The organism is Arcticibacter eurypsychrophilus (assembly GCF_001730525.1).
Classification (GTDB): domain Bacteria; phylum Bacteroidota; class Bacteroidia; order Sphingobacteriales; family Sphingobacteriaceae; genus Arcticibacter; species Arcticibacter eurypsychrophilus.
On sequence record NZ_MDFN01000006.1, the window covers coordinates 75,159 to 88,411 of the forward strand.

A 13,253-nucleotide genomic window follows, 5' to 3' on the forward strand; every position below is an offset into this window, starting at 1 on the left:
TTCGGCTGACGGAACTTCATTGCATCTACTACGCAAATACCTAAACATCGTCATTTAAAACTATGAACAAGGTTATTGAAGTCAATAATATAAAACCCATAGTTGAAAAGACTTTTGATATCGATCAACTTTTTGAAGCGCTAAGCTATTTGAAGCAGGAAAACATTTCGGTAAGGTTCTCCTAAATTTTAAGGGGTAAAATCAATATTTATAGGCACTTCAATCTTCATGTAAAGAGCTAGTAATTTCGACAGTGAAGCCTGGACTTCTTCTGCCGCCTCTAATTAGACCATAGTTCGATAAAGGTTACTTCAACTTTGGAAAATCTTTCAAATTTTTAAAAAGTGGTTCATCTTCTTTTTGATCATTCTGAATTGCCCAATTCGCCATTTCGTAAAGAACCGTCCGTAAACCCTCACCTGACTTCGTCAAGCTATAAGTAACGTTCGGTGGAATTATGGGCAAAGCTTTTCGTAAGACTAATCCATCAGCTTCTAATTGTTTCAAATGCTGAATTAACATTTTTTCGGTGATATGCGGCATTGCTTTTTTCAACTCACCATACCGCCTACTGCCTGATAATAAGTGAAACAAGATAATTGGTTTCCAGTAACTGCCGATCTTTTCCATTACATATGTAATCGGACATAATTTAAAAACGGTTTGTTTGTTAAACTGAATCGTTGAAGTTTTTTTTATCTCGGTCATTTGGATACCTACTTTGGGGTGTGTACTTGTATATTGGTAAGTACAAAAATACCTTTGTACAGATATAAAACAAAATAATATGGATAAGATAATTGTATTTGGGGCAACTGGTGGTACCGGCAGACAAGTCGTAGAACAAGCCCTACGAGCTGGGCATCAAGTTAAAGTGGTTGTTAGGCAACCGGAAACTTTCAATATTTCAAACCCAAACTTGAAAATTATTAAGGGCGATGTGCTTCAGCCAGACACATTTGAAGATCAATTTATTGATGCCGATGCAGTAATATCCTGTCTGGGAATTCCCAAAGTGCAGCCAACCACATTATACTCGGAAAGTATGGAGAATATTATAACCGCAATGGAAAAAACAAAAGCGAAGCGAATTATTTGTATCTCATCCGGAGCAATAGATATTCCACCCAAAAGTTCCTTTATAATGACCTTTCTTTTGAAAAATGTTTTACAACGTATCTACAAACCTGTTTATAAAGATATGAAGCTGATGGAAAGTAAATTGAAAAGTTCTAAACTAAATTACACGGTTGTAAGAGCGCCTAAGCTTACAAATGGCAAAAAAACAGGGAAGTATAGAGAAGTTACCAAACAACCGTTGCGCAAAATCCCGACAATATCACGTGCAGACCTTGCAGCGTATATGCTGAAAACCGTGAACGACCCTAAATCATATAAATCTATTATTGAAGTAGCCTATTAAATATTTTGGAATGAACGAATACATTTTAATAAATAGAGTGCCCGCAAATTATGGCAGGACAGATGCCCTAAAAATCAATGATGCTTGGAACCTCGTAACCCGAAGATGGAAGGAAAATCAAATCTTCGTTTCAAGTTATGTGTTTCCAAATGAAGGATATTTGATCTCCGAAAGTGAAAGGATTGTTAGCAAAGGGAATGTATTATTTAACAATCTTAAACTTGTAAGTGTAATTATAATAAAAGCTGAAAACTATGAAAGTGCTGTTCAATTGGCAAAGCAATGTCCACACATGGAGCAATTTGGTACAGTCGAAGTCAGGGAGACATTGCCAAGACCATTATGAATAGTAATTGGCATCCCGGAATAAAAAGAATACTTGTATTCTGATGCTAACACTGTTTTAGTACAGAAGTATTTGATTCACGGAGCAGCTTACTGTCAATCCTAAAGCATTACATTGCAATAATTAATGCAAAAAGGTTGTAATTTTCTACAGCGAAGTCGTGACAGATTTGTTCCCTTTCTTTGTACCCCATCTATACAGTACGTTGATAGATCGTACACAAAGCGATATCATTAAGAATTTATAGATTTATGGCAATATCGAATCGTCGTATACGAGCCCCGTACGTACGGTGGTGTGAGAGGCGCACCTCATTGCTTACAAGCAGTGAGGCCGTCTACTCGATTAGCAATGTTGTTTTTTACTAGTCGTGTTAATGTATCATAATTTAATTCTTTTTGATTCGCCATTCTCCACCTTAATTTTTAAAGTTTTTTCTTGTTCCTAAAAGTATTAAGCCAACGAAAATAATTATTGCTAGTGAGTCATTTAAAGTATCTGCAACGCCATTTTTATTTTTATATAATGTACTACCAAAGATTACTACCCAACGGGCAATCATTATAAAAGCAATCATCCAAGCAGTAAATCTTACTTTTGATAAATCTTTATAAATTGACATCACAAGAAATGCGATACCAAAAATTAAATTTTCAGCCGTCAGAATATGCCAAATATAGAATATGGTCGTTTGAGTAGTCAGGTCAAAGTCAGATACATTAGTAATAGGCAGAAAATTAGTTTGTCCATTCCACGCATGTGTAAAGGAGAAAAGAATTGAAAGAATGCCTACAATCAAGTAATAATAGTTTCTTATCATTCCATTAATATTTTTAGTTGAGCATACTACGTATTTCAGTGTTTCTCTTTTTCAAAGTTGTAAAAATTAATATTATGGTCCTAAATTATTGCTCGACTGTTTAAAGTTTACACTTTCATTCGTTACAATGACCGAGTACGGGTTCACGGCTTGGCGTTTGTGGTGGCATTTGAAAACCGTCAGCCCAAATTTAGCACAAAAGTTTAATAGTAGCACAACTGTTGAATGAGTTCCGCCAGCCGCCATAACGCCAAACCGATGTTGCACTAAACCTTCGGTAGTTTTTCTACCGCCTTAGCCTAAAATTAACAGAACTAGATTAAGTTTATAGTTATGAAAAAAAAGATACTCCAACCTTAATCAGCTCTGCTTGTACGAATGTAGCAGGATTTTCCGACTTGTATGCCCGGATGCAGCAAAAAGTTTCCATCACCGGCAAAAGCCGGAGTACGTTAACTGGCTACAGCACCCATCTGGCTAAAATGGCCCTTCATTTCGGCTGTTTGCCCACCGATCTGGATACCGATCAGATTAATGACTACCTGTACATGGTGCAGCAGCAGCACCCAACGCTGTCTGATTCGTATTTTAAGTTCACCGTTTACGGCCTCCGCTTTGCTTTCCGGATGCTGGGCCTTAAGGATAAACACATCGAACTGCCCAGCATCAAACACGAGAAAAAGCTCCCCGTTGTACTCTCCCGGGAGGAAATGAAGCGGCTGCTTAAAGCACCTAAACTCCTCAAGCACCGTATCCTGACCCTGTCTGCTCTATGGTTGCGGCCTGCGCTGTTTCGAGGCCCGTAATGTCAGGCTGGCCGATCTGGACTTTGACCGCCGGATGCTTCATGTGCAGAAAGGAAAAGGCAAAAAAGACAGGTACGTTCCGCTAAGCCCCATCCTGATCCGGGGACTACAATCTTACATCGGCGCAGAAAACCCGGAAGAATGGCTCTTTAACGGTCAGCCCGATGGCCGTGCCGGAGGTGATTTTGACAACCGGTATTCTCAGCGCGGAGTGCAATGGGCGGTAAAAGAAGCAAAGAAAGCAGCGGGCATTACCAAAGAAATGACGGTACATACCCTTCGTCATACCTTCGCCACGCATTTGCTGGAAGAGGGTCTGGATATTATGTCCATTAAAGATTTGCTGGGCATGGATGCATCGATACCACGATGGTGTATCTGCATGTAGCCCAGGTCCGGCAGAAGGAAACCTTTTTCTCCGCTGGATACCTTATACGGTAAACTGTAAATGCAGCCTGCGTTTGAAGTGGCTGATGTGCTTAAAGCGCAGTGGCCTGCGGTGGAAAAATATCCAGGTATCAACTCCTGGCAACTGCGCACCTTATCGGCCATAAAAAAATGCCGGACAGCAGACCTGGGCGAGCATATCGATGCCTGCACATCCTGCGGAATTACCCGCATCAGCTACAACTCCTGCCGCAACCGCCATTGCCCCAAATGTCAGGGTATTAAACGGGAAGAATGGATTGCCGCCAGAGAAAATGAACTTCTGCCGGTACCGTATTTCCATGTAGTATTTACCCTGCCCGATCTGCTGAACCCCCTTGCTATCCATCAACCGAAAGAACTCTATGACACCCTCTTTGAGGCAGCCTGGCAAACCCTGAAAAAGTTCGGTATGGATCCTAAGCACCTGGGCGCAGCCACCGGGATGATTGCCATCCTGCATACCTGGGGGCAAACCCTTTCCCTGCACCCGCACCTGCACTGCATCGTTCCCGGGGGAGGGTTAACAGAACGGGGGAAATGGAAAATGGCTAAGAGTGATGGCAAATACCTGTTTCCGGTAAAGTCCCTAAGCAAAGCATTCAGGGGAAAGTTTATGCATAGTTTAAAAGCAAAGAACGCAACACGTTAAAGTATCACGGCTTACATTGCAAACCATATCTCAGGCAACTGTTGTTGGCTTCCTGGATTGGCTGCAAGCAGAACGCAAGAACAGCAACGCGACACGGAATGCAAGACTAGCTGCTATACATGCCTTTTTTAACTACATTCAATATCAACATCCGGAGCACTTGTATGAATGTCAGAAGATACTGAACATACCGATGAAAAGAAAGGCCAATGTTCCTATGAACTATCTATCGGTCGATGCAATAAAGGTACTTTTAAAACAGCCAGATATACGCACCGTCAAAGGCAGACGCGACCTGGCTTTGCTTTCCCTGATGTATGACACAGGTGCACGGGTACAGGAGGTCATAGACCTGAGGCCTTCTAGTCTGAGGATCGATAAGCTGAGTACCATTCGAATCACTGGTAAAGGTAATAAGACCCGAATCGTCCCAATGCTTGAGGAACAAGTGAAGTTGTTAACGCCCTATCTCAGGGAACACGAACTTGTACAGACTTACAACAGAGAGCATGCATTGTTCTTTAACAGCCGTGGTGATAAACTTACCCGTGCTGGAGTGAATTATATCTTGCTGAAATATGCAGATATGGCCAAGAGAAACAGCAATATCCATTTGCCAGACAAGATCAGCTGCCATGTACTGAGACATTCAAAAGCGATGCATTTGTTGCAGGCTGGTGTTAATCTTGTTTATATCCGGGATATTCTAGGCCATGTGTCCGTCCAGACAACAGAGATCTATGCCAGGGCTGATTCGCGTGCAAAAAGAGAAGCTCTTGAAAAGGCTTACATTGCCGTTGTGCCTAAAAAAGCACCTATTTGGATGTCAAATGACAACCTACTGGATTGGCTTAAGCGCTTTTGAACCTGTTTATTATGTAAAGTTATGTGATGAAAAATCATTGCTGTCTTGAAATACAAGCAAGAACTCGTCACATACTTTACATAACCCTCAGCTATGCATAACCCAATTTATGTAAAGCTTTACATAAATTGGGTTATGCATAGCTGAGGGTTATGTAAAGTATGTGACGAGTTCTTGCTTGTATTTCAAGACAGCAATGATTTTTCATCACATAACTTTACATAATAAACAGGTTCAAAAGCGCTTAAGCCAATCCAGTAGGTTGTCATTTGACATCCAAATAGGTGCTTTTTTAGGCACAACGGCAATGTAAGCCTTTTCAAGAGCTTCTCTTTTTGCACGCGAATCAGCCCTGGCATAGATCTCTGTTGTCTGGACGGACACATGGCCTAGAATATCCCGGATATAAACAAGATTAACACCAGCCTGCAACAAATGCATTTACCCGCAAAACTTCGTGAAATTATCACTGGAATCAAATATGTAGTTCATAGGACGGATACAACAGAAGAAAGTCTTCCTTGTAAAAAGATTCTATTTGTCAATTTTATTGGTGTTAGTTTTAATCGCCCCCAACCTGATATGGCAGTACAATAACAATGTTCCTGTCATAGATCACATGAAAGTGTTGGCACAAACTCAATTGGTAAATGTAGACCGGTTGGAATTCTTGAAATCTCAATTTCTTTTCTTTGTCGGTGCTTTTGTGGTCATCATTTCCGGAGTGGTTGCTTTGCTATTTCACAAGCCATTCAAACCGTATCGGTCATTCTTCTGGTCTATTATTTTTACTATTCTGGTTTTCATGTATTTTAAAGCCAAAGACTACTATTCTATCGGCGTATATCCTATTTATATAGCTTTTGGTTCTGTATACGTTGCAGATAAATTGAAGTTCGGCTGGGCAAGATATCTACAACCTATTCTAATTGCCATTCCTATTTTATTATTTATCCCAATGTACAATTTCGCATTTCCCAGTAAAAGTCCTAAATATATTGTCCAACATGCAAAGACGTATTCGGATTTAGGAATGCTTCGCTGGGAGGATGGGAAGCAACATTTAATACCTCAGGATTACGCTGATATGCTGGGTTGGAAAGAATTAGCGGAAAAAGTTGATTCAATTTGTGAGGGCTTGCCCAAATTAGATCATACCCTGATACTATGCGACAACTACGGGCAGGCAGGTGCAATTAATTATTACAAGAAAAATAAGGAAATACAGGCGCATTCTTTTGAGGCAGACTATGTTAGTTGGTTAAAATATGATCAAAAAATCAGTGATGTAATTCTGGTTAAAGAGTCTGATGATGAAGACAGCGAAAGAAAGACTGAAATTCCTTTGTTTCAAGAAGTGTATTTGTCTGCAAAAAGGATCAACAAGTATGCAAGAGAAGATACTATTTCGATTTATGTGCTAAAAGGCGCAAAAGTTGACATCAATAAAAGAATAAAAATGGAGGCTGAGCAAAAGAAAAGCTACGAGTAACGAGACATATTGCCGACCTTCGAACTAGTATTATTAATAACATATGAAGACATTTTTTCTTTACCTAATGGTAGTCCTATACGTATTCGCAGGTGTAATCCACCTTATTCTTCCGGAGGGATACATGGATATTATGCCGGCTTGGCTGGGTTGGCATTTTCAATTCGTGATCATCAGTGGAATCTGCGAGATTTTGTTTGCATTACTGCTAATTCCTATAAAGTCAAGACCTTATGCAGCATGGTGTATCATTCTGTTGCTTTTGGCTGTATTTCCGGCCAATGTGCAAATGATGCTGAATTATAAAGCTCAGAATAATCCGTATTTATGGGTGGCTGTCGCAAGGTTGCCGCTTCAACTTGTATTGATCTACTGGGCTTATACATATACTAAAACGCCTGTTGGAGTTGCCGTCGCTTAAAAGGTATGCCTTTTAGAATGATATTAAAAAATTTGCTGCTGTTAGTATATGGACCTTTTTGAAAGGATGAAGGATATTTACAGGGTACAATTATATTATTACCTTGTAAAAATGTAAAATATACACTATTATTGCCTTGTAAAAATATAAATAAAACACACTTATTGCCTTGTAAAAATGTATTTACCTCGGAAAATTGATCAGGAACTCGTCTTATGGCGAAATGAAAAAGAGGGTAAGCCCTTGTTAATTCGTGGAGCCAGACAGGTAGGTAAATCAACCGCCATCAGGGAATTAGCAAAACAGTTTGACTTCTATCTTGAAGTTAACTTTGAAGAGCAACGGCGGGTTCATCGTTTATTTGAGGGCGATTTAAATCCCAAAGAGCTATGCGAAAACCTGTCCATATTATATAATATCCCTATCATACCAGGAAAAACATTGTTGTTCTTTGATGAAATACAGGCTTGTATCCCAGCTATCTCTTCTTTACGGTTCTTTTACGAAAAATACCAGGAGCTTCATGTAATAGCAGCAGGTTCATTACTTGAGTTTGCTCTTGCAGAAATTCCATCTTTTGGAGTAGGCAGAATCAGGTCTCTTTTTGTATATCCACTATCATTTGACGAATATCTTACCGGAACCGGTGAACTGCAACTATTAGCTGCTAAAAAAAAGGCGACGTTCGAAAAACCGCTGACAGAACCTATACATCAGAAATTACTTAATCATGTCAAGCGTTTTTTAATACTAGGTGGTATGCCTGAAGTAGTGGCCTCCTATGTTGAGCATCAAGACATTAACCGGTGCGGGCAGGTTTTAGACGACCTTATTACATCGTTAAAAGCAGATTTTGCCAAATATAAAAAGCAAGTTCCCTTTTTACGCATTTCTGAAGTATTCGATTCAGTAGTTGGGCAGTCTGGGGGCAAATTTATATACACAAAGGCAGCTACAGAGGCTAATCATAAGCAGATTAAGGAAGCTGTAGATTTGTTAGTGATGTCAGGATTGATCATCCCAGTAACTCACACGGCTGCCAACGGTCTACCGTTAGGTGCAGAAGCTAATCCCAAGAAACGCAAAATGCTGTTGCTGGATACCGGCATCTTCCAGCGGTTACGGGGTTTACAGATAACTGATATATTATTCGAGGATGATTTTGATACAATTAATAAAGGCGCCATTGCAGAACAATATGTGGGATTAGAGCTATTAAAGTCTTCTTCCTGTTACCGGCAAGAAAACTTGTACTTCTGGCATAGAGAGGCCAAGAGCAGCAATGCGGAAGTTGACTATGTTATCCAGCAAAAAGACAATATTGTACCCATCGAAGTAAAGTCAGGAAAGAAAGGTTCGATGCAAAGTTTGTTCGTATTTATGAAAGAAAAGAAATCCCTAAAAGGAGTTCGTTTTTCGCTTGAGAATTATTCCTCATATGCAAAGATTCAGGTTTTCCCTATTTATGCGGTAGCTGAAGCCGTATCATAATTAATATTGGTACTAATCATTACACTTTGGTAATGTTAATATATGAGAACAGTTAAGAATGTAAGTAGGACTAATTTTTGCTACTGCTAAGTGCTACTAGTATTTGCAATACTGGAATTTTCGATCATGAAAATATGCTGCGTTTTTAACTATTTTTGTTATGTATTCAATTTTACATCTTTAAATATGGAAATGAAACACGAAAGAAAGATGGCAATGGTTGTTAACCAGGTAAAAATGGAGGACGAAGATAGCCTTGATGTTTTATTTTGGTTGAGTAAAAGTGCTGCTGAAAGACTTTCTGAAGTGAGCCGTTTACGCAGGAATTATTTCACATGGGCAGATGGCAAATTTCCCGAGAAAATTGAGAAAGTTGTACACCAGAGAAAGCTATGATTTTTGAACAGGGTTTCATAGTCCATCCGCAAGGTTATATGGATATTATGCCGGCTCATCAGCGGGATCTTCGAGATTTTGTTTGCACTATTACTGATTCCGGTAAAGTCAAGACCTTATGCAGCATGGTGTATCATCCTTTTGCTTATAGCTGTATTTCCGGCTAACTTGCAAATGATGCTTGATTATAAAGCTCAACACAATCCTAATCTTTGGGTAACCGTTGCAAGGTTGCCACTTCAGCTTGTATTGATTTACTGGGCTTATACATATACTTTAAGTTTACCTACCAGGTCATGAAAATATTGTGGAGACCAAATATCCAGGACCTCCTGATCTTTGATAAAACGTCTTATATCGTTTATCACATATTCAAATTTTACACTGTCAATTTTTTCTTTAAGTAGTTGCCTAAATTCCGCTTCTGAAATATCATTTTTATCCCAGTCACCGCTATCTTTTGCTCTAATTACAAAATGCTTTAGGTTTAGCGAAATACCTTTTCGGATATACCATTCCATGTCATACCAGTCGCGGCCTTTAACATTCGTTCCCCACTTTCTAAACAACAACGCGTGCATTTTACCAGCGAAAAGATTGGGTAGCGTGAGGCATTTAACATAAAATGAAAAAGGTTTTAATAACAGCATTTCCTCTGTATCAAACCCTAGTGGAGGCTCTCGGTCTACTTCAATCTTTATAGTGATGTTGGCAACCTGGTTAAAGCCACCTTGTAGAATGATATTTTCCAATATTAATTCTTTCCAAATGGTTTCAGATTTAAGGAATGCCGAATCTAGGTTGGTTTTATTTGTTTTGTGCTTCTCCCTTATACTCACCTGCATGCCCAATGAGTTAAATTCATTAATGATCGAATCCTGATATTGATTTAATGAAAAATCTGAATCTGTGGATACCAAGGTAAAGTCAAGGTCTTCAGACATGCGATCAAGGCCATAAAACATCCGTAATGCTGTCCCGCCATAAAAAGAAGCCTTTTCAAAAAAGCTTGTACGAGATAACCCGGCTAGCGCAATTGCCTGCATAATCTCTCTTAACCCATCCTTAGCATCTTGCTGGTTGGTAGGTTTATATTCATCCAGCCATTCTTTAATCATAAGTTTTTAATCATTTTTACAACCATAATCAGGCTTTCCTTTTTAGGAGCATCCACTAGCCAAGTATTGATCATTTCGATATTCATATCTTTCAGAGATGATTCATCCATCCGCAGGTTTTCTAATAAATATGCTGAAGCCTGGGCTACACTTCGTAATAATATCCCTGATGTGCTTACTATTTTATCACACAATGCCTTTTCAGGTGAAGCGAAAATGGCATACTGATCACTAGAAAGTTCTATTCTTTTTAATCCAAACGCGTAATAAGGTAATGGAAGATGGGTATAGGTAAAGATGCCTATAGGTGTCTTAAATTCTTTCGAAGATTTTGTGGTCATCGATGTCGTTTCATAAACACGTTCGGGAATTAACCCGTAATACGCCAAAGCTGTGTCCATTGAAACGTAGCTCGGCCCATATATATGATTTGCAAGAAGTCCATTTTCAGGCTTTGAAGAACTAACTTTTGACCCTGCAACATACAATCCCTTTTTTATTGACTCTATAACGCCTTCAGATTTTAATGCTCGGATTTTATCATTCGGACGTTTATAGTCTTTGAGAAAGGACATCAATAATTGATGGGGTATTGGTTGTGAAGAATATTGCCTAACCATTTGATTAATATCCATAATCAAATGTAATTATTTAAATAGATAATCGAAATTAAACCGATTATCTATTTATTATTTAACATTAATAGGCTTCACTATTTATTGTATTTACCTATTAGCACCCATATTCCTATATCAACTTCTGGTACGTTCTCCACCAAAGGTCTGGCATTTGTCCTGACACAGCCTCCTGGTAATCTTCATATTGGCAAGGCACTAAATGATAGCGTTCATTCCCTGCGTGTCCGTTAGGATAAGGGACCTGCATCCACCAGCGGTCTGACTTTTTACTTTTCACAAAGACGAGCTCATGTGAATTATCTTTTAAAGTGGAGCGATAGATGAGGTATTGCGATTTCGGTTGTAATGGGAAATCGCGTTTGCGCTGGTAAAAACCTTCAATAAAATACCAGATCATTTGAGCAAGGAGCATGGCGCTTTGACCATGGGTATCATAAGCGGGATTGAATTCGTAAAAACCAATGGAGCTCAGCTTGTCACTCATTCCGGCATAGCGGCATAACTGACAGGCTTCTTCACCGTAAAATCCGTTTGGACTGGCGTTACCATTGGCGTGTGCATCGGATGCGCGTATGGCTGAAATATCAAAACTCAGGAGACTTGCATTACGGATAATGGGTTCTGCAACTGACATCTTATTGCGAAAATCACCCAATCTGTTTACGTCAAAAAGCAGTTTTTCCATGACACGGAGACTATCCTGATTGACAAAATAGGTCTGATAGCCTATATTGCTGTAATTAAACAGGTAGTTGGGCTGATGTAAAAAGATCTTGTTAAGGTAAGAATTTGAATTTGCTTCTAAAGATGGATCGTCACTGAGTTCATCGAGATCAAATTTATTATCGATCACAACGAGGTCGACTTTTTGCTCTAACTCTTCATAGGCCATATATTGTGCATAGGTGATGTCTTGTCCTCCACCAATGATAACCGGCACTACATTTTTTTTAATCAGACTAGTGACAACAGTTTTTACAGCGACGTAGGTATCAGTCACAGTATGCCCGGCCTTGATATTCCCAAGGTCAACAATGCGGGTTTTAAAACTACCGGCATATAGTTCGTATAGCTTTTGGCGAACATAATCAGGCCCAATAGCACAGCCTTGATTGTTAATTGAATGGCGGTCGTCCATTACCCCAAAAAAGGCGATATCTACCTGGCCTTCCTCAATATCAGGAAAGTTTTTGGTGAAAACATGTACCTGTCCACCAATCTGACTAGTAAAAAATCCTGCTTCGGTTCCGAATTTACGGTCGTCTACAGGAACGAAAAAATCAACTAAAGACATATTCGCTCCAAATATCCATTTAATTCAGTTACTTTTGAGAGCAAATTTAATTTTTTGCAGGATGATATTAGTTACTGGCGCAACAGGTTTTCTAGGTTCAGAATTAATTAAACAGTTGCATGGGCAAGGTCTTCGTGTAAGAGCATTGAAGCGCAGTCATTCTTCCATCCCTCCTATCCTACAAAATCTTCCTGATATTGAATGGTTCAACGCCGACATTCTGGATTACTTTGCTTTAGAAAAGGCTTTTGAAGGGATCACTCATGTGTACCATTGTTGTGGCCTTATTTCTTTTCACAGTCGTGATAAAAAAAATATGCTGCGGGTAAACATGGAAGGAACAGCATATATTGTTGACTTGTGTTTATTGCATCAGGTTACTAAGCTGGTTCATGTCAGTTCGGTAGCGGCATTAGGCGATTCGAAAACTAATAGCGCGGTTACTGAAAAAGATATATGGGAGTTCAACGGTACGCAGCACGGTTATTCTATTTCAAAATATGAAGGCGAAATGGAAGTGTGGAGGGGAATTGCAGAAGGACTAAACGCCGTTATTGTTAATCCATCCGTGATTATTGGTAAAAACGCAGAAAAAGAAGGGAGTGGCAAGTTATTCGACTTAGTCAGCAAAGGAATTAGCTATTATACGCCGGGAACGCTCGGTTTGGTTGATGTGGAAGATGTGGCTAAAGTGATGATTACCCTCATGGAAAGCACCGTTACTTCGGAACGATTTATTATTAATTCAGCGAACTGGAGCTATAAGAACTTATTTGCGGAAACCGCTAGACGTTTAAATATACCTGTTCCTAAAAAAGAAATTAGTAAATTTCAACTCTCTGCCGGTTTATGGCTTGCTACATTAGCGGCACTCTTTACAGGGAAGAAACAGGATTTAACAAGGGATACTGTTAAGAGTGCTTTTCAGAACGCTTTGTATTCGGCTAACAAACTCCATCAGTTCTTTCCTGATTTATATTTAAAACCCATTGCTGTGTCCATTGATGAGATTACTGATCATATCAGTACCCCTTGACTCAGCTCTCCATGCTTGATCATATACAG

The 13,253-nt window shown here is 39.4% G+C and carries 17 protein-coding genes and 1 pseudogene; 12 read left to right on the forward strand and 6 right to left on the reverse strand.

Going from position 1 to position 13,253, the window contains the following annotated elements; genetic code table 11:
* The first annotated feature begins 62 nt into the window (after window positions 1-62).
* Window positions 63-185 (forward strand): hypothetical protein, encoded by a 123-nt coding sequence (locus BFL47_RS20350; protein ID WP_262482882.1) that lies wholly within the window; start codon window positions 63-65, stop codon window positions 183-185.
* A 121-nt stretch (window positions 186-306) separates the two neighbouring features.
* Here BFL47_RS20350 and BFL47_RS04935 read toward each other — a convergent pair whose 3' ends face one another.
* Window positions 307-630: a winged helix-turn-helix transcriptional regulator gene (locus BFL47_RS04935; protein ID WP_245681306.1), complete on the reverse strand. Its 324-nt coding sequence runs from the start codon at window positions 628-630 to the stop codon at window positions 307-309.
* Between the two features lie 157 nt (window positions 631-787).
* On the opposite strand from BFL47_RS04935, the gene BFL47_RS04940 reads away from it, so the two are divergent.
* Together BFL47_RS04940 and BFL47_RS04945 are read left to right on the forward strand one after the other, a co-directional pair.
* The gene (locus tag BFL47_RS04940) at window positions 788-1,423 is read left to right on the forward strand and encodes an NAD(P)-dependent oxidoreductase (RefSeq protein ID WP_069658696.1); all 636 of its coding nucleotides are present in this window, start codon (window positions 788-790) and stop codon (window positions 1,421-1,423) included.
* 10 nt (window positions 1,424-1,433) lie between these two features.
* On the forward strand, window positions 1,434-1,769 hold the full coding sequence (locus BFL47_RS04945; protein ID WP_069658697.1) for a YciI family protein: 336 nt from the start codon (window positions 1,434-1,436) through the stop codon (window positions 1,767-1,769).
* Between the two features lie 418 nt (window positions 1,770-2,187).
* Here BFL47_RS04945 and BFL47_RS04950 read toward each other — a convergent pair whose 3' ends face one another.
* Window positions 2,188-2,589, reverse strand: coding sequence for a hypothetical protein (locus tag BFL47_RS04950; protein WP_069658698.1), 402 nt, complete (start codon window positions 2,587-2,589; stop codon window positions 2,188-2,190).
* Between the two features lie 410 nt (window positions 2,590-2,999).
* Here BFL47_RS04950 and BFL47_RS20015 point away from each other — a divergent pair, with 410 nt between their 5' ends.
* The 4 genes and pseudogenes from BFL47_RS20015 (at window position 3,000) to BFL47_RS04965 (ending at window position 5,338) form a co-directional block, all read left to right on the forward strand.
* The gene (locus tag BFL47_RS20015; protein ID WP_211480931.1) at window positions 3,000-3,395 is read left to right on the forward strand and encodes a hypothetical protein; all 396 of its coding nucleotides are present in this window, start codon (window positions 3,000-3,002) and stop codon (window positions 3,393-3,395) included.
* Window positions 3,396-3,411: 16 nt separating this feature from the next.
* Window positions 3,412-3,783, forward strand: coding sequence for a tyrosine-type recombinase/integrase (locus BFL47_RS20020; RefSeq protein ID WP_245681309.1), 372 nt, complete (start codon window positions 3,412-3,414; stop codon window positions 3,781-3,783).
* Between the two features lie 60 nt (window positions 3,784-3,843).
* A pseudogene (locus tag BFL47_RS04960) lies at window positions 3,844-4,461 on the forward strand (IS91 family transposase); the annotation flags it as partial.
* A 28-nt stretch (window positions 4,462-4,489) separates the two neighbouring features.
* On the forward strand, window positions 4,490-5,338 hold the full coding sequence (locus BFL47_RS04965; RefSeq protein ID WP_069658700.1) for a tyrosine-type recombinase/integrase: 849 nt from the start codon (window positions 4,490-4,492) through the stop codon (window positions 5,336-5,338).
* Between the two features lie 234 nt (window positions 5,339-5,572).
* On the opposite strand, the gene BFL47_RS04970 is transcribed toward BFL47_RS04965, so the two are convergent.
* The gene (locus BFL47_RS04970; protein ID WP_069658701.1) at window positions 5,573-5,779 is read right to left on the reverse strand and encodes a site-specific integrase; all 207 of its coding nucleotides are present in this window, start codon (window positions 5,777-5,779) and stop codon (window positions 5,573-5,575) included.
* Window positions 5,780-5,876: 97 nt separating this feature from the next.
* On the opposite strand from BFL47_RS04970, the gene BFL47_RS04975 reads away from it, so the two are divergent.
* The 4 genes from BFL47_RS04975 (at window position 5,877) to BFL47_RS04990 (ending at window position 9,138) form a co-directional block, all read left to right on the forward strand.
* Entirely contained in the window at window positions 5,877-6,830 is a 954-nt protein-coding gene (locus BFL47_RS04975) for a hypothetical protein (RefSeq protein ID WP_139125764.1), read from the forward strand.
* Between the two features lie 43 nt (window positions 6,831-6,873).
* The gene (locus tag BFL47_RS04980; protein WP_069658703.1) at window positions 6,874-7,251 is read left to right on the forward strand and encodes a DoxX family protein; all 378 of its coding nucleotides are present in this window, start codon (window positions 6,874-6,876) and stop codon (window positions 7,249-7,251) included.
* A gap of 177 nt (window positions 7,252-7,428) precedes the next feature.
* Window positions 7,429-8,742, forward strand: coding sequence for an ATP-binding protein (locus BFL47_RS04985; protein ID WP_069658704.1), 1,314 nt, complete (start codon window positions 7,429-7,431; stop codon window positions 8,740-8,742).
* 192 nt (window positions 8,743-8,934) lie between these two features.
* Entirely contained in the window at window positions 8,935-9,138 is a 204-nt protein-coding gene (locus BFL47_RS04990; protein ID WP_211480932.1) for a hypothetical protein, read from the forward strand.
* 263 nt (window positions 9,139-9,401) lie between these two features.
* Here BFL47_RS04990 and BFL47_RS04995 read toward each other — a convergent pair whose 3' ends face one another.
* The 3 genes from BFL47_RS04995 to BFL47_RS05005 form a co-directional block, all read right to left on the reverse strand.
* On the reverse strand, window positions 9,402-10,256 hold the full coding sequence (locus BFL47_RS04995) for a nucleotidyl transferase AbiEii/AbiGii toxin family protein (RefSeq protein ID WP_069658705.1): 855 nt from the start codon (window positions 10,254-10,256) through the stop codon (window positions 9,402-9,404).
* Window positions 10,253-10,891: a type IV toxin-antitoxin system AbiEi family antitoxin domain-containing protein gene (locus BFL47_RS05000; protein WP_069658706.1), complete on the reverse strand. Its 639-nt coding sequence runs from the start codon at window positions 10,889-10,891 to the stop codon at window positions 10,253-10,255. Before BFL47_RS05000 ends, BFL47_RS04995 begins: the two co-directional genes overlap by 4 nt.
* Before the next feature lie 112 nt (window positions 10,892-11,003).
* Complete coding sequence (locus tag BFL47_RS05005; protein ID WP_069658707.1) at window positions 11,004-12,188, reverse strand: formimidoylglutamase; 1,185 nt, start codon at window positions 12,186-12,188, stop codon at window positions 11,004-11,006.
* Between the two features lie 61 nt (window positions 12,189-12,249).
* On the opposite strand from BFL47_RS05005, the gene BFL47_RS05010 reads away from it, so the two are divergent.
* The gene (locus BFL47_RS05010; protein WP_069658708.1) at window positions 12,250-13,224 is read left to right on the forward strand and encodes an NAD-dependent epimerase/dehydratase family protein; all 975 of its coding nucleotides are present in this window, start codon (window positions 12,250-12,252) and stop codon (window positions 13,222-13,224) included.
* Window positions 13,225-13,253 lie beyond the last annotated feature (29 nt).